This is a genomic window from Streptomyces sp. SLBN-118 (genome assembly GCF_006715635.1).
Lineage (GTDB): Bacteria > Actinomycetota > Actinomycetes > Streptomycetales > Streptomycetaceae > Streptomyces.
The window spans coordinates 1,221,297-1,234,957 of the sequence record NZ_VFNP01000002.1 but is presented as its reverse complement, the minus strand read 5'-3'; the positions used below and the strand labels follow the sequence as shown (position 1 = coordinate 1,234,957).

Here is a 13,661-nt window from a genome sequence, read left to right as displayed (position 1 = left end):
CTGCGGCCGCCCGAACAGCAGCTGCCTGAACCCTCGCCGTCTACAGCTGCTGGGCCGCGGCGATTCCGAGCGCCACGATCAGCGTCACCACGACGAAGACGATGATGCGCTGGCGCAGCAGCCGCGGATTGGCGGGCCGCCGCCCGGGGGACGTCGGGCGCACGCCGGGCTTGGTGCCCTGCCGCCCGTTCGTACGGGAGGTGTTGCGGGGAGGCTGAGGGCGCGTGCCGCCGGTGCGCGGCGGCTGCGCGGAGCGCGGCATGGACGAGCCCGCCGTACGCCGCTCGATGCGTTCTGTCCGCTGCGCCCGGTCGGGACGCTCCACGCGCTCCGTACGTTCCGGATAGCGCGAGGTCGGCCTGTCCTGTTCGATCCGCTCGCGCTGGGCGGGCGGACGGGCCTCAGACAGCCCCTGGGCCTCCCTGGCCGCGATCTCCTTGAGCCGCATCGACAGCTGCAGTGTGCTGGGCCGCTGCTCGGGGTCCTTCGCCAGGCAGGCCCGTACGAGCGGGGCAAGCGCGTCCGGAACCCCGTACAGCTGCGGTTCCTCGTGCACCACCCGGTACAGCATGACCTCCGAACTGCCGTGTCCGAAGGGTGAGTCGGCGGTCGCCGCATACGCGAGCGTGGCGCCGAGGGCGAAGACGTCCGTCGCCGGGGTGACCATCGCGCCGCGCACCTGCTCGGGCGCGAGGAAACCGGGGGAGCCGACCGCCGTGCCGACATGCGTGAGGGTGCTCGCGCCCGTCGCCCATGCGATACCGAAGTCGATGATCCGCGGGCCCTTCGGCGACAGCAGGATGTTCGACGGCTTCAGATCCCGGTGGACGACTCCGGCCTCGTGCACCGCGACCAGGCCCTCCGACAGGGCGGCACCGATCGCGGCCACCTCGGCGGCCCGGAGCGTGCCGTCCTCGGCCACCTTGTCGTGCAGGGAGGGACCGGGAACGTACTGGGTGGCGAACCACGGGCGCTCCGCCTCCAGATCGGCGGCCACCAGCCGTGCCGTACAGCCGCCGCGGATCCGCCGCGCGGCCGAGACCTCGCGCGCGAAGCGGGATCTGAACTCCTGGTCCTCCGCGAGGTCCGGCCGGATCACCTTCAGCGCCACGCGCTGCCCCCGCCGGTCGGACCCGAGGTACACAACCCCCATGCCACCCGCGCCGAGCCGCCGGTGCAGCCTGAACGAGCCGACGACACGCGGGTCCTCGCGCCGGAGCCGCATCATCGCCATGTCCGTCCCCTACCTACGGTGGGGAGACCCCACCCCCGCTGCCACGGTCGTCCGTTTGACGTGGCACAGCTTACGTACCCCTGCCCCGGTGTGCTCATAGGCCGCGCCCTCGCGGCCCGATCGATTGTCAGTGCCGGGTGGGAGACTTGAAGAAGAGTCAGGGGGCCGCGGATCGGGCCCCCATGACCCGTGCGAGATCTCAAAGGTCCGTCGCAGAAGGGGGAGTTGGATCGGTGAAGGGTGACCGCGTGGAGATAGTCGTGGACGCGGGAGACACGACTCGTACGTACGAAGTGGTGGCAAGCCGGGCGGGTCGCAGGGTCGAGACAGCGGTGCGCAGAGGGGTGGTGGAAGTGAGCGAAGTCACCCGCACGGGAACGGTGGTGCGGACGGCACGCTTCATGGCCACGAGGGTGCTGGCACTGGTCGAGCAGCCGGTGCCGCGGGAGGACGCCTCGGAGCGTCCCCTCCGGGAAGACCCCAAGTCCTAGGACCTCGTCTCCACCCAGGGGAGTACGTCGCCGGGGCGTTGCTCATCCTCCGGGAGGCCCGGCAATCGGTACGAGGGCATGACGCCCGGGATCCCGCGGATCCCTAATGTTGAAGTCAAGCGGCGGGTGCAGCACTCGTCCCCCGAGGTCAGACACCCGCCGCTGCCGAATACGACAGGAGAGGGACCATGGCCGACACGGCATCGCGGACGATGATCCGCACGCAGGGACGCAAGGCATTCGCCGCGTTCGGCGGCCGCCCGTCGGGCCGTCGCCATCCGCTGGTGGCGACGGCGATGGTGCTCCCTCTCGCAGCCCTGCTCGTGGTCGCCTTCGGCGGCTGGGACGCAGTGCTCACACAGGCGTCGTCCGTGGGCGTGATGCTGGGGCGCTGAGCGGCGCCCCGGGCCCGGAAGAGCGGTCCGGGTCGGGGACATCCGGCCAACAACCCCGTGGGGACGGGGGTGCGGCGGACGGCAGCGTTTGGCCGGTCAGCTGGGGAGCTGACCGGCCATCGCGCTGCCTGCCCTTCTGCGTCCGCCCTCGCGGGCTTCGATTCGCGGCGGCGGACTGCCGCTCTGCGTGAGGCCCTCGCACCGCTCGGCGGCGCCAGGTTCCGCCCCTTCGGTTCGCTGCGGCGGACTCGGGCCGCCGGGCGGGCCTCATCAGTCGTGAGCCGCGGGGGCCGCTTCCTCGCGCGGGCCGCCCGGCTCGCTCTGGGCACCCCCTGAGCCATGCGCCTGGTGGCTCCGTGTGCGCGTTCGCCGCGCCACGCGCAGCTGGTCGACCGGTGGTGGGCGGGCCACCCCCACACCGGAATCCCGGGCTCCGCCCGGGCATGTGGCCCGCCTTGCAACTGGTCAACCTCCGGCGTCGACCGCCACCGCGCCGCCGGCCTTGTCCTCGCGGGACGGGCACCCGCGTCGCTGGCCTGGTCCTCACGGGTGATGGCCGCCGGTGTCGCGAAGCGATCTCTCCCCGCTGTACGGGCCTCGTGCCGCGAAGCCGGGCCCGCGGGGGAGGGTGTGGTGGCTGAAACCCACCGTCCGACCCCACCGCGTAGGCTCCCGCCAGGGAGCACACACCCCGGGGGGACCGTGACCGCAGACGTCGTCCGCACGCTCGCCGGCGTCGCCCGCGACGCCGCGCATCTCGTCGCGCCACGGCAGTCCTGCCGCGCCTGCGGCCGGGACGAGGCCGTTCTCGCCCAGCGGGACGACGGCGCCGTCGTACGGCACGGGGACGCCGTCGCCAAGGCACACGCACCCGGCACCGACACCCACGCCCATCACGCCCGCCTCGCCGTCGCCGCGCACCCCCGCCTCACCGGCATCCTCCTGGCCCCCGTCCCGCTCCCCGCCGGTGACGTCGACGGCCGGCCCGTCACCGCCTGGCCCTACGGCCTGCCCGTGGACCCGGCGGATCCCGACGCCGCCCCCTGGGAGGAAGCCGCCGTCCTGCTGGCCCGGCTCCACCTGGTCGAGCCCGCCGGGCTCCCCGGTCCCCTCCCGCCCATGCGCGGCCCCGCCAAGGCCGCCGCGGCCCTGGCACGGATGCGTGCGGCGGCGGGCCGTCACCCCGCGGCCGCGACCGTCCGGCAGGCCTGGGCGCGCCTGCCCGCCTGGGCCCGCGGCGAAGCGCCCTCGCCCCGCGCCGGCACGCTCTGCCATGGCGACCTCCACCTCGGCCAGCTCGTTCGCCATCCCGCCCCGGCCGGCCCCTGGCTCCTCATCGACGTGGACGACCTCGGCCTCGGCGACCCCGCCTGGGACCTGGCCCGGCCCGCCGCCTGGTACGCGGCCGGTCTGCTGCCCCCGGAGATCTGGGGACGCTTCCTCGGGGCGTACACGGCCGCACACGGGCCCGCGGTCGGCGGTGACGGCGACCCCTGGCCCCAACTCGACGTCCCCGCCCGAGCGCTGACCGTCCAGACCGCCGCCCTCGCCCTCGCGAAATCCTCCGCAGAACACCGCGAACCGGACGAGGTCGAACAGGCCATGATCGACGCCTGTGCCCGAATTGCCGCCCTCCCGCCCGAGTTGGAGTTCGAGCCTCCGTCGTAGGCTGAACCACCTGTCACCGGGCATGCATCCCGGCGACGTCGACCGAACGGCGAGGAGCTGAGCAGATCATGCAGTGTCCCAAGTGCCATGCAGCGATGCACACCTACAACCGCAACGGCGTTCAGATCGAGCAGTGCAGCGGCTGCCGGGGGATATTTCTCGACTACGGCGAGCTGGAGTCCCTGACCCGCCTGGAGTCGCAGTGGACGCAGGCCCCGCCCGCGCCGCCGGCCCCGCAGGCCTACCCGGCCGCCCCCGCGCCCGCCTGGGGCGCCCCGCACCACGGCGGACACCACGGCGGCCACTACCGCCAGAAGAGCTTCGGCCGGATGCTCTTCTCTTCCTGATCGGCTCCCGCGGACGACAGAACCCCCGGCGGCCTCGGCGGCCGGGGGTTCTGGCTGGTGCGCGATACTGGGATTGAACCAGTGACCTCTTCCGTGTCAGGGAAGCGCTCTCCCGCTGAGCTAATCGCGCGGGACGATCTTGAGTGATGCTACGGTCCTGCGTGGTACTGCGTGCGCGATACTGGGATTGAACCAGTGACCTCTTCCGTGTCAGGGAAGCGCTCTCCCGCTGAGCTAATCGCGCGCGAATCCTTGCGGATCCAGTGGACGATACTGGGATTGAACCAGTGACCTCTTCCGTGTCAGGGAAGCGCTCTCCCGCTGAGCTAATCGTCCTTGGAGGTGGAGACGGGATTTGAACCCGTGTAGACGGCTTTGCAGGCCGTTGCCTCGCCTCTCGGCCACTCCACCACAGTGCAGGGGTTCGGGAAGATCCCCCATCGAGCGGACGACGAGATTCGAACTCGCGACCCTCACCTTGGCAAGGTGATGCTCTACCAACTGAGCCACGTCCGCTTGTCGTTTCCGGATCGCTTGCGCGTCCCGGCGACGTGTTGAACTCTAGCGGATTCCTGGTCCAGCACAAAAACGCGTTTCCGCAGCGTGCTGAGGTGTGTTCACGCCGCAGCGGCCCGTCGGCGCCCGCCATACACTCGCAGACGTGCACGACCTTGCTCCTTTGGCCCGCTTCGGCCACCTCCTCGCCACGGACCTCCGTGATGTCACCAGCGACCCGGAGGCACTCGGCTCCGCCGGCTTCTGGGCGGTCGCCGCGGACTTCGAGGGCCGTCTGACCTGCGCCCGCTTCGACAATGTGCGTACGGAGCCCGTGCCCGAGCCCGTACCGGGGCGCTGGCGCGGACCGGCCGCCGGCGACTGGACCTCCTCGCTGGACCGGCAGGCGTACACGGCCGGTGTACGCCGTATCCGGGAACACATCGCGGCGGGCGAGGTCTATCAGGCGAACCTCTGCCGAATTCTCTCAGCGCCCCTGCCCGAGCCCGGTGCGGACGACGTCGACGCGCTGACCGCACTGCTGGCGCGCGGCAACCCCGCTCCGTACGCCGGAACGATTCGGCTGCCCGCCCACGGCGTCGAGATCGCCACCGCATCCCCCGAGCTCTATCTCAGGCGCGAGGGGCAGATCGTCGAGTCCGGGCCGATCAAGGGCACCGGCCGCACCGCCGAGGACCTGCAGGAGAAGGACCGCGCGGAGAACGTGATGATCGTGGACCTGGTCCGCAACGACCTGGGGAGGGTCTGCGCCACCGGCACGGTCACCGTCCCCGCCCTGTGCGCCGTCGAGGCCCACCCGGGCCTCGTGCACCTCGTCTCGACCGTCCGCGGCGAGCTGGGGCCCACGGCGGGCTGGCCGGAGCTGCTGGCGGCCACCTTCCCGCCCGGCTCGGTGACCGGCGCGCCCAAGTCCAGCGCGCTGAAGATCATCGACGCGCTGGAGACGGCACCCCGTGGCCCGTACTGCGGAGGCATCGGCTGGGTCGACGCCGACCGCGGCACCGGCGAGCTCGCAGTCGGCATACGCACGTTCTGGATCGACCGCGACGTGCCCGCGGGACCGGTGCTGCGCTTCGGTACCGGTGCCGGGATCACATGGGGCTCCGACCCCGAGCGCGAGTGGGACGAGACCGAGCTGAAGGCGTCCCGGCTGCTCACGGTAGCGTCGGGGGTGTACGCGGCAAGCGGAAGGACAGCTGGATGAAGCTCTGGGTCAATGGCGGACTCACCGACGCCGAGAACGCCATGGTGTCCGTGTTCGATCACGGTCTGACCGTGGGCGACGGCATCTTCGAGACGGTCAAGGCGGTGCACGGACAGCCCTTCGCCCTCACCATGCACCTCGACCGGCTGACCCGCTCGGCCCGTGGTCTCGGCCTGCCGGACCCCGACCTCGACGAGGTGCGGCGCGCCTGCGCGGCCGTCCTGGAAACCAACCCCATGGAGCTCGGTCGGCTGCGCATCACGTACACCGGCGGCCCCTCGCCGCTCGGCTCCGACCGTGGCACCGCGGGGCCGACGCTGGTCGTGGCCCTCGGCGAGACCAAGCGCCGCCCGGACAGCACCGCGGTGATCACCGTCCCGTGGACCCGCAACGAGCGCGGTGCGCTGAGCGGGCTGAAGACCACGTCGTACGGCGAGAACGTCGTCGCGCTCGCCAGGGCGAGCGAGGAGGACGCGTCCGAGGCGCTGTTCGCCAACACGGTTGGTCAGCTCTGTGAGGGCACCGGTTCCAACGTCTTCGTGGTCGTCGACGGCGAGCTGCACACCCCGCCCGTCGCCTCCGGCTGCCTGGCGGGCATCACCCGTGCCCTGACCGTGGCGTGGACCGGGGCCAAGGAGACCGACCTGCCCTTCGACGTGCTGGAGCGGGCCGAGGAGATCTTCCTGACCTCGACCCTGCGCGACGTTCAGGCCGTGCGGCGGGTCGACGGGCGCGAGCTCGCGGAGGCCCCCGGACCGGTGACGGCCAAGGCGATGCGGATCTTCGAGGAGCGCGCGGCCGCCGACACGGATCCGAAGGCGCCCCGTACAACCCCGTGACGCGCGGCCGCAGGGCAGGTAGAAACACCCCTGATGACCACCACCCTGCGGCCGACCGGGCCGCTTCAACACGAGGCGGACGGCGCGCAGTCACGCCTCTACGAGGTCTGTGTCAACAGCCGTCCCGTCGGCCGGATCGAGATCGCCACATTCCCTGCACTCACCGCCACGGCGGGGACCATCCGCTCGCTGAGCATCGACGAGCGGGACCGGCGGCGGGGGCGGGGGACCGTCGCCGCGCTCGCCGCCGAGGAGGTGCTGCGCGGCTGGGGCTGCACCCAGGTGCAGGTCGACGTGCCGCCGGAGGCCACCGCGGCCACGCGGCTCGCGACCGCACTCGGCTACGTCGAGCGCGGACGCACCATGCTCAAGGAACTGCCTGATCAACCTCCCGCCCTTCCGCCGGATGTCGAGGTCCGCCCGATGAGCGAGGCGGAGTTCGCACAGTGGCGTGCCACGGCCGTCGAGACGTACGCACAGAACTGGATCGACAGGGGAGTCCGGGCATTCGAAGCGCGTGCCAAGTCGGAGGCCCAGCACAGCGCGCTCCTGCCCGACGGTCTCGCCAGCCCCGGCATCCGGCTCGACGTCCTGGTGCGGGACGGTGCGGTCCTGGGCCATGTCCTCGTCGGCAGGCGCGAGGTGCGTCCCGGTGAGACGGGGGCGTACCTGTACGACGTCGAGGTCGCCGAGACACAGCGCGGCCGCGGGCACGGCCGGTCCCTGATGCTGCTCGCCGAGTGCATCGCACTGGACGCCGGGCTGCCGCTGCTCGGACTGCACGTCTTCACGGACAACACCCCGGCGCGAAGACTGTACGAGTCGCTCGGCTACGAGACGACCCACGTCAACAGCTTCAAATTCCTGCTTTGAGGTCCTGTCCGGTCGATCAGGCCGGATCGGTCCAAGGCGAGTCCTAGGCGAGCAGCCGGTCCGCGATCTCCTCGATGCGCTCCCGCAGCCCCTCCTGGCTCTTGCCCCCGTCGAGCCGCTCGCCGTCGATGACGTACGTCGGGGTGCCCGTCACGCCGATCGCCTTGCCCTCGGCCTGGTCGGCGTCGACGATCAGGATGTGCCGGCCGTCGATCAGCGCGGTGTCGAACTCCTCGGCGTCCAGACCCAGTTCACGAGCGACCTCGAGCAGGAACGGCTCCCCCCTCGCGGCGAGCTCCTCGACACGTCCGAGCACCGCCTCGATGTAGGGCCAGCCCTTGCCCTGTTCGGCAGCCTCCTCCGCGGCCTGGGCGGCCGTGAAGGCGTGCTTGTGCTTGTCGAGGGGGAAGTGCCGCAGCCGCAGCTCGAGCCGGTCGCCGTAGCGCTCGCGCAGCGCCCGCAGATCCTTCAGGGCGCTGCGGCAGTCGGGGCACTGGAGCTCGCACCAGACGTCGAGCACGACCGGGCGGGCGGTGGTGGAGTCGCTCATGGGTCCAGTGTCCCAGCCCGTGGGCACCCGTAGTGACCGGGACCTGGTGAGGAGACCGTCCCGGAGATCTCCCTGAGGTCGTACGGGACCGTGGCCCGAAAGCGGCCGGACGGTGCACGATGGAGGGGACGAACCCCCTCATGCCCGTCTGAGCCTGGAGGACCGGATGCTTGCCGAGACCATTTGCTCCGCGGTGTCCGCGGCGGGCCTGGGCATCGCCGCCGTCACGGCGTACCGCAGGCGTTTCCTCGCCGCGACACGTATCGCCGCCTACTCCCTCGTCCCCATCGGCCTGGTGCTGACCGGCGCGGTCGAATGGGTGGTGGACACGGCCTTCAGCCCGTCCGCCTGGCTCGGATTCGGCCTGCTCGGCGGCGCCTGGCTGCTCTTCATGACGACCAGGGCCATCGAGCGGCGGGGCGGCGGAACCCGTAAGGAACGCAAGGCCGCCGCCAGAGCGGCGGAGCAGGGGGTCGTCGCCCCGGCCGCGTCGGCGCCCTCCCTCGGGCGGGGCAGCCGTCCCGCTACCCAGCCCAAGGCGAAGCCGAAGGCCGCCGGTTCCGGCGAGGACTTCAGCGACATCGAGGCGATCCTCAAGAAGCACGGCATCTGACGCATCCGGCCGTGGCCGCACACGGGGATCTGGTGAACTCCCGCGGTCGAGGGGCGTGTTGATCGATCACGGCAGGCTGTTCTGCGCCATCATCACCCCGAGATGCTCGATACCTCACGGGGCGAGGCCCCCGCACCGACCGAAGAGCCGCGTGGCTGCCTCTTCGCACTCTCCCAGCCGCCCCTGATGATCTTTCTCGCGGTCATCGGCTTTCTGTTGCTCATGGCCGCGGTGCACGATCTGTTCCTGCTGTGAGGGGATCGGGGCCCCTCAGCCCGCCGCTTCCTTGCGGCGTGCGCGGTAGGCGGCGACATGCAGGCGGTTGCCGCAGGTGCGGCTGTCGCAGTAGCGGCGAGAGCGGTTGCGGGAGAGGTCGACGAACGCGCGCCCGCAGTCCGGCGCCTCGCAGCGCCGCAGGCGCTCCTGTTCGCCCGCGACGACGATGAACGCCAGCGCCATCCCGCAGTCCGCCGCGAGGTGGTCGGCGACCGAAGCGCCCGGCGCGAAGTAGTGCACATGCCAGTCGTAGCCGTCGTGGTCGGTGAGCTGTGGGGTGGTTCCCGCGGCCGCCACCAGTTCATTGACCAGCTCGGCCGCGGTGCGGCTGTCGGGTGCCGCGAAGATCTCCGCGAACTGCGTCCGTACGCCCTGCACGGCCTTCAGGTCCCGCTGGGTCAGCTCGCCCACGCCGCTGACGCTGTGGCTTCGTACGAAGTCGTACAGCGAGGCGACGTCCGCGAGCGCGTCGTCCTGCTCGCTCTCCGGGGTGGTGTTCACCAGATCGACGACGGTGTCGAGGGCAATGCGGGTGTCGTGGGGGATCAGCACGATTCGCTCCCTGGCTGCTGCGGGCCGGTGCCCGCCGAATTGCGCTGACTCTAGCGGTTGGTGCCACAAGCGCATCGGCGCCGTCAGCGCGGTGGAATCCGCGGTGACGGCGCCGGTGTGTGCCCTGTGTGTTGGCCCGCGCGGCGCCGTCGCCCCGAGTCGGACGGCGCCGTGCAGCTCTCGGTCTGGCTCAGCTTTCGGCCAGGATGTGCGAGAGCTCCGTGTCGAGATCGAAGTGACGATGCTCGGTGCCGGGTGGCACCGCGGCGTCGGTCCGCTTGAGGAACGACTCCAGGGCCCGCGCCGGGGCCTCGAGCAGGGCTTCGCCCTCTGGGGAGCTCAGCGCGATGCAGACGACCCCCTGGCCATGACTGCGTGAGGGCCAGACTCTGACGTCGCCCGTGCCGGTGGGCCGGTGCAGCCCCTCGGCGAGAAGATCGCGGGCGAAGACCCACTCGACCGTCTCTTCGGCTCCGGTGTGGAAGGTGGCGTGCACGGCGTAGGGATCGGCCGTGTCATACCGCAGGCCCGCGGGTACAGGCAGTGAGGACTCGCTCGATACAACGAGGCGCAGGTGCAGCTCGCAGCTGACCGTGGTGTTCATAAGCGCCAGGGCCTTTCGCTCAGTGTGCGCTCGGGGATTCGCACGTCGGCGAAATCGACATGCCACCTACGGTGCCGTTGTAAACCCCTCTGACCGTTTTGCGATCCTTCATGTCGCTCGTATAGCGGTGCATCACTTTGTGTTATAGGGCCATTCCGGTGACCGGACCGAATCCGGTAGGTTTGGCGTCATGAATGCGGAGAGTGACGAGCGGGCCGAGGTCGTCGCCAAGACGACCGATGTTCCCGCCACGGGGGACGTGACGGTGTCGAAGGAGCCGGTGCTCGGCTCGAGGGCGCCCCACTTCATCAAGCGGTCCAGGACGCTGCACCTGAGCTGGCAGGTCGGCGTTTTCGTCGTGGGCCTCGCGGTGGTCGGCGGCGGCATCGTGATGCTGCCGCTGCCGGGCCCCGGCTGGCTGGTGATCTTCGGCGGCATGGCGATCTGGGCGACGGAGTTCGTCTGGGCGCAGCTCGTGCTGCGCTGGACCAAGCGGAAGGTGACCGAGGCGGCGCAGCGTGCGCTCGATCCGAAGGTCCGCAGGCGCAACATCATCCTGACCACGATCGGCCTCGTGATCATCGTGGTGCTGGTCGGAATCTACGTCTGGAAGTTCGGCATTGTCATGCCGTGGAAGATCAAGGAGTGACCTGAAAATGGTCAGGGGGACCTGCTGACATGGGGTAATCTTTGCGGAGTGCCCGGGCGATTAGCTCAGTGGGAGAGCGCTTCGTTCACACCGAAGAGGTCACTGGTTCGAACCCAGTATCGCCCACCCGGACCGAGGGCCCGGAGACGTCGAGTCTCCGGGCCCTCGGCGTGTGTCCGGCGCCGGGTCAGCGCATCCGGCCCAGGGTCTCCCGCAGCCGGCGGGCGTCGCGCAGCCGCTGCTCGTAGGTCGCGCCGACGGCGAGGAGCAGCAGTCCCGCGAGCGCGGGCGGCAGCCAGCGGGGGAGTGCGCCGACGACCTGGATGACGTACGGCGCGAGCTCGTGCAGCGCGTCGAGGGCGAGCACCGTGCCGCCGAGCACCAGCAGCGCCTGGAGGCGCAGCCGGGCGCCGGTGAGCGTGAGGGCCAGGGCCGCGAGGCCGAGCAGCAGCGGGCGCAGCCAGTGGTCGTCGCCCCAGGCTGCGACGAGGCTCGGCAGCAGCGTCGCGGCGAGACCTGGGCCGTATGCCGTCCAGGACGAGGCATGCGGGTCGCGCCGACGCCGCAGCAGGCCCACGGTGAGCGCGGCGAGGGTCACCGGCAGGGTGTACGCCTCGGGGGCGGTGACGTCCGATGCGTACAGCCGTACCCAGGTCGCCGTCACGGACAGTGCCGCGGCGAGATGTCCCGCGGCGGGGCGGCGCTCGGCCCGTACCGCGGTACCCGCGGCGATCACGGCGCCGAGCGCCAGGACCAGGGCGAGGGCAGGTCCGTCCCCGGCGGCGAGGACGACGGCGGCAAGACCCGCGGCCGCGCCCGTGAGCTCCATGGGGAGAGCCACCGGGTGGCGGTCCAGCCTGGCGGCCAGCAGGGCCACGGCCGCGGGGACGGCGAGGATCAGCAGCGCGGCCCGGTGGGGCGGGAGTCCCGCGTGCGCGGCGACGGCGCCGAGCAGTGCGGTCGCGAAGCCGGTACCCGTGCAGGCGAGGACCGCCTGAACGGCGCGCGGACCCCGGGCGGCGAGCGTGGCCGCGGCCAGGGCGGCGGTCAGGGTGCCGAGCACCGTGAACGTCGCCGGGCGCGTGGCCAGGGACAGTACGGCGACGCTCACGGCGCCCGCGAGAGCGCAGGCGAGGGCGAGAGGGACGGCGGCCGGAGCGAGCCGGCCGGTCCAAGCGGGACGCACTGCGAGCGCCAAGGCGGCGGCTGTGAGGAGCAGGTGCAGTGTCAGGGTCGCGACAAAGCCGAGATCGAGCGCGGGCGGCACGACGAAGAGCCCGGACCACGCGAGGGCGAGGGCTCCGGTGCCGGCCGCGGCACGCCGGTCGGGCCGGGCTGCTGCCGCGGTGCCGGTGGGCGGCGGGCCCGCGTTGGGCCCCGCCGGTCTGGCCGGGAGCGGCGTACCCGGGGCGCCGGGCGCAGGGTCGGGATGGCCCGCCGGGGTCGGGGCTTCCGGCGCGCCCGCGCGGTCGTGCTGTGTGGACTCGTCCGAGGCGTCGCCGGGCGCGGCGGTCTGCGCAGCCATCGGCGTCGGCCACCGTCGCGAAGCCGTCGCCAGCGTCGCCGCCACGATCAGCAGGACCAGCGGGAACGCCGTCAGGCCCGACTCGGGAAGGGGAACGCCCAGTGCGCCGCGGGCGGTCGGCCCGGTGGCCGACCAGACGGTGTCCGTCGTCGACAGCGGGCCCGCCAGGGTGAGGGCCACGAGGGGGAGCGACAGGAGCGCCGCGAGTGCGTGGACCCCGCCCGCCGCGGACGTCAGGCCCTGACGCAGTCGCCGCGGCGAGCCCGTCCGTACGAACGCCAACAGGCCGACCGCACACAGCAGATATCCCAGCACCGACCATCCCTCGGGGACGGCCGCGCGGGCCACACCACCGAGCGCCGCGATCGTCGCCAGACCGGCCACGGTCGAGCAGGCAACCGCGGCCGACGGCGAGCGCCAGGCCGCGACGAGCGCCACGCCGGCCGCCGCGAGGAGCAGCCCGGCCGGGGAGAGCGCGTCGAGCGGCGTGTCCGCGATCACCGACTGCGCGCCGCCGATGAGCAGAGCGCAGCCGCCGGTCACCGCGGCGGCGGTGGCCGCGAGGACCTGGAGTCCCGGCTTGGTGGATGTCCGGGCCCACAGCGCGAGTGCGGCATCGAGCGAGGCGGTCGCCAGCAGGGCCCACTCCATCGGCGGTGCTCCCGCGCCGGCGGTCAACGACCACAGCAGCAGCGGGAGTTGCGCGGTCAGCACGGCCACCGGCAGGGGAGTCCGCAGCCGCTCCAGGGACAGCCCGTACGCCGACCAGAGCGCGGTGAGCACGGCCGAGGCGACGGCCGCGTAGGCAAGCCCGTCGGTCTGCACCAGCCCGACCCGGTGCAGGGCGTACGCGTCCAGCACCATCAGCACCATGGCGAGACCTGCCAGGGACTCCGCCGTGGAGGCGAGAGCGCGCCGCAGCAGAGCGACCGGTGCGGCGAGGGTCGCGGCCGTCACGGCCCCGAGTACCGCCGAGCGCCCGCCTATGCCCAAGTGACCCCAGCTGACCAGGGTGAACGCGATCGCGGCGATGGCCAGCAGAATGCCGCCCAGCGTGAGCAGCACGTTCTGCACGCTGCGCGGCGCGGCTTTTGGCGGGGGCGGCGCGGCGAAGGGGCGCGCCACCACGGGCGGCGCCGCATGCTGCGGTACGACAGTGAGCAGCCAGGCTCTGCGGGCCAGCAACTGGGCCCGGCGGGCGTCCAGTCGGACGAGCTCGCGGTCGAGGATCGCCAGTTCCTCGGCGGGTGGCGGAACGTTCTCCATGGTGCGGAGTGTGGCCACCGCCACATCCCAGGGCATGGGCGCGCATACTCAGTTCGCGT

The 13,661-nt window shown here is 72.1% G+C and carries 15 protein-coding genes and 6 tRNA genes; 11 read left to right on the top strand and 10 right to left on the bottom strand.

The annotated features are described in order from the left end of the window. Positions 1–40 precede the first annotated feature (40 nt). Positions 41–1,234, bottom strand: coding sequence for a serine/threonine-protein kinase (locus FBY35_RS24210; protein WP_142216090.1), 1,194 nt, complete (start codon positions 1,232–1,234; stop codon positions 41–43). Positions 1,235–1,467: 233 nt separating this feature from the next. Here FBY35_RS24210 and FBY35_RS24205 point away from each other — a divergent pair, with 233 nt between their 5' ends. From FBY35_RS24205 to FBY35_RS24190, 4 genes are all read left to right on the top strand, one after another. Continuing rightward, on the top strand, positions 1,468–1,725 hold the full coding sequence (locus FBY35_RS24205) for a hypothetical protein (protein ID WP_142216089.1): 258 nt from the start codon (positions 1,468–1,470) through the stop codon (positions 1,723–1,725). A 188-nt stretch (positions 1,726–1,913) separates the two neighbouring features. Next, positions 1,914–2,120 (top strand): hypothetical protein, encoded by a 207-nt coding sequence (locus FBY35_RS24200; RefSeq protein WP_142216088.1) that lies wholly within the window; start codon positions 1,914–1,916, stop codon positions 2,118–2,120. 702 nt (positions 2,121–2,822) lie between these two features. Next, positions 2,823–3,788: a phosphotransferase family protein gene (locus tag FBY35_RS24195; protein WP_260848800.1), complete on the top strand. Its 966-nt coding sequence runs from the start codon at positions 2,823–2,825 to the stop codon at positions 3,786–3,788. A gap of 68 nt (positions 3,789–3,856) precedes the next feature. Continuing rightward, positions 3,857–4,135 carry a zf-TFIIB domain-containing protein gene (locus FBY35_RS24190; protein ID WP_142216086.1) on the top strand — a complete coding sequence of 93 codons (279 nt, stop codon included), beginning with the start codon at positions 3,857–3,859 and terminating at the stop codon, positions 4,133–4,135. Between the two features lie 55 nt (positions 4,136–4,190). On the opposite strand, the gene FBY35_RS24185 is transcribed toward FBY35_RS24190, so the two are convergent. From FBY35_RS24185 to FBY35_RS24165, 5 genes are all read right to left on the bottom strand, one after another. Next, a tRNA-Val gene (locus FBY35_RS24185) sits at positions 4,191–4,265 on the bottom strand. A 42-nt stretch (positions 4,266–4,307) separates the two neighbouring features. Next, positions 4,308–4,379: transfer RNA gene (locus FBY35_RS24180), tRNA-Val, on the bottom strand. 20 nt (positions 4,380–4,399) lie between these two features. Further along, positions 4,400–4,471 (bottom strand) — tRNA-Val (locus tag FBY35_RS24175). A 1-nt stretch (position 4,472) separates the two neighbouring features. Then, positions 4,473–4,546: transfer RNA gene (locus FBY35_RS24170), tRNA-Cys, on the bottom strand. 32 nt (positions 4,547–4,578) lie between these two features. Further along, positions 4,579–4,651: transfer RNA gene (locus FBY35_RS24165), tRNA-Gly, on the bottom strand. A 145-nt stretch (positions 4,652–4,796) separates the two neighbouring features. On the opposite strand from FBY35_RS24165, the gene FBY35_RS24160 reads away from it, so the two are divergent. The 3 genes from FBY35_RS24160 to FBY35_RS24150 are packed head-to-tail and all read left to right on the top strand — an operon-like array spanning position 4,797 to position 7,567. Then, complete coding sequence (locus tag FBY35_RS24160) at positions 4,797–5,855, top strand: chorismate-binding protein (protein WP_142216085.1); 1,059 nt, start codon at positions 4,797–4,799, stop codon at positions 5,853–5,855. Continuing rightward, on the top strand, positions 5,852–6,694 hold the full coding sequence (locus FBY35_RS24155; RefSeq protein ID WP_142216084.1) for an aminotransferase class IV: 843 nt from the start codon (positions 5,852–5,854) through the stop codon (positions 6,692–6,694). Before FBY35_RS24160 ends, FBY35_RS24155 begins: the two co-directional genes overlap by 4 nt. Before the next feature lie 33 nt (positions 6,695–6,727). Then, entirely contained in the window at positions 6,728–7,567 is an 840-nt protein-coding gene (locus tag FBY35_RS24150) for a GNAT family N-acetyltransferase (protein WP_142216083.1), read from the top strand. A 43-nt stretch (positions 7,568–7,610) separates the two neighbouring features. On the opposite strand, the gene FBY35_RS24145 is transcribed toward FBY35_RS24150, so the two are convergent. After that, positions 7,611–8,117: a DsbA family protein gene (locus FBY35_RS24145; RefSeq protein WP_186357055.1), complete on the bottom strand. Its 507-nt coding sequence runs from the start codon at positions 8,115–8,117 to the stop codon at positions 7,611–7,613. Between the two features lie 166 nt (positions 8,118–8,283). On the opposite strand from FBY35_RS24145, the gene FBY35_RS24140 reads away from it, so the two are divergent. Continuing rightward, a complete protein-coding gene (locus FBY35_RS24140) occupies positions 8,284–8,730 on the top strand; it encodes a hypothetical protein (protein ID WP_142216081.1) in 447 nt (148 codons plus the stop codon). A gap of 102 nt (positions 8,731–8,832) precedes the next feature. Continuing rightward, positions 8,833–8,985 (top strand): hypothetical protein, encoded by a 153-nt coding sequence (locus FBY35_RS36505; protein WP_186357054.1) that lies wholly within the window; start codon positions 8,833–8,835, stop codon positions 8,983–8,985. A gap of 15 nt (positions 8,986–9,000) precedes the next feature. Here the strand turns inward: FBY35_RS36505 and FBY35_RS24135 are convergent, their stop codons facing one another. Both FBY35_RS24135 and FBY35_RS24130 read right to left on the bottom strand, forming a co-directional pair. Next, positions 9,001–9,558, bottom strand: a complete 558-nt coding sequence (locus FBY35_RS24135; protein ID WP_142216080.1) for a CGNR zinc finger domain-containing protein — start codon at positions 9,556–9,558, stop codon at positions 9,001–9,003. Between the two features lie 190 nt (positions 9,559–9,748). Then, on the bottom strand, positions 9,749–10,162 hold the full coding sequence (locus FBY35_RS24130; RefSeq protein WP_003959770.1) for an SsgA family sporulation/cell division regulator: 414 nt from the start codon (positions 10,160–10,162) through the stop codon (positions 9,749–9,751). Between the two features lie 190 nt (positions 10,163–10,352). On the opposite strand from FBY35_RS24130, the gene FBY35_RS24125 reads away from it, so the two are divergent. Then, on the top strand, positions 10,353–10,811 hold the full coding sequence (locus FBY35_RS24125; RefSeq protein WP_142216079.1) for a TIGR02611 family protein: 459 nt from the start codon (positions 10,353–10,355) through the stop codon (positions 10,809–10,811). A 54-nt stretch (positions 10,812–10,865) separates the two neighbouring features. Further along, positions 10,866–10,937 (top strand) — tRNA-Val (locus FBY35_RS24120). A gap of 61 nt (positions 10,938–10,998) precedes the next feature. On the opposite strand, the gene FBY35_RS24115 is transcribed toward FBY35_RS24120, so the two are convergent. Then, positions 10,999–13,602: an SCO7613 C-terminal domain-containing membrane protein gene (locus tag FBY35_RS24115; RefSeq protein WP_186357053.1), complete on the bottom strand. Its 2,604-nt coding sequence runs from the start codon at positions 13,600–13,602 to the stop codon at positions 10,999–11,001. Between the last annotated feature and the right edge of the window lie 59 nt (positions 13,603–13,661).

Excerpts from the sequence above, each read along its gene's own strand:
- FBY35_RS24210 (WP_142216090.1), bottom strand. The coding sequence starts at position 1,234 with ATGGCGATGATGCGGCTCCGGCGCGAGGACCCGCGTGTCGTCGGCTCG.
- FBY35_RS24200 (WP_142216088.1), top strand. The coding sequence starts at position 1,914 with ATGGCCGACACGGCATCGCGGACGATGATCCGCACGCAGGGACGCAAG.
- FBY35_RS24190 (WP_142216086.1), top strand. The coding sequence starts at position 3,857 with ATGCAGTGTCCCAAGTGCCATGCAGCGATGCACACCTACAACCGCAAC.
- FBY35_RS24155 (WP_142216084.1), top strand. The coding sequence starts at position 5,852 with ATGAAGCTCTGGGTCAATGGCGGACTCACCGACGCCGAGAACGCCATG.
- FBY35_RS24150 (WP_142216083.1), top strand. The coding sequence starts at position 6,728 with ATGACCACCACCCTGCGGCCGACCGGGCCGCTTCAACACGAGGCGGAC.
- FBY35_RS24145 (WP_186357055.1), bottom strand. The coding sequence starts at position 8,117 with ATGAGCGACTCCACCACCGCCCGCCCGGTCGTGCTCGACGTCTGGTGC.
- FBY35_RS24140 (WP_142216081.1), top strand. The coding sequence starts at position 8,284 with ATGCTTGCCGAGACCATTTGCTCCGCGGTGTCCGCGGCGGGCCTGGGC.
- FBY35_RS36505 (WP_186357054.1), top strand. The coding sequence starts at position 8,833 with ATGCTCGATACCTCACGGGGCGAGGCCCCCGCACCGACCGAAGAGCCG.
- FBY35_RS24130 (WP_003959770.1), bottom strand. The coding sequence starts at position 10,162 with ATGAACACCACGGTCAGCTGCGAGCTGCACCTGCGCCTCGTTGTATCG.
- FBY35_RS24125 (WP_142216079.1), top strand. The coding sequence starts at position 10,353 with ATGAATGCGGAGAGTGACGAGCGGGCCGAGGTCGTCGCCAAGACGACC.
- FBY35_RS24115 (WP_186357053.1), bottom strand. The coding sequence starts at position 13,602 with ATGGAGAACGTTCCGCCACCCGCCGAGGAACTGGCGATCCTCGACCGC.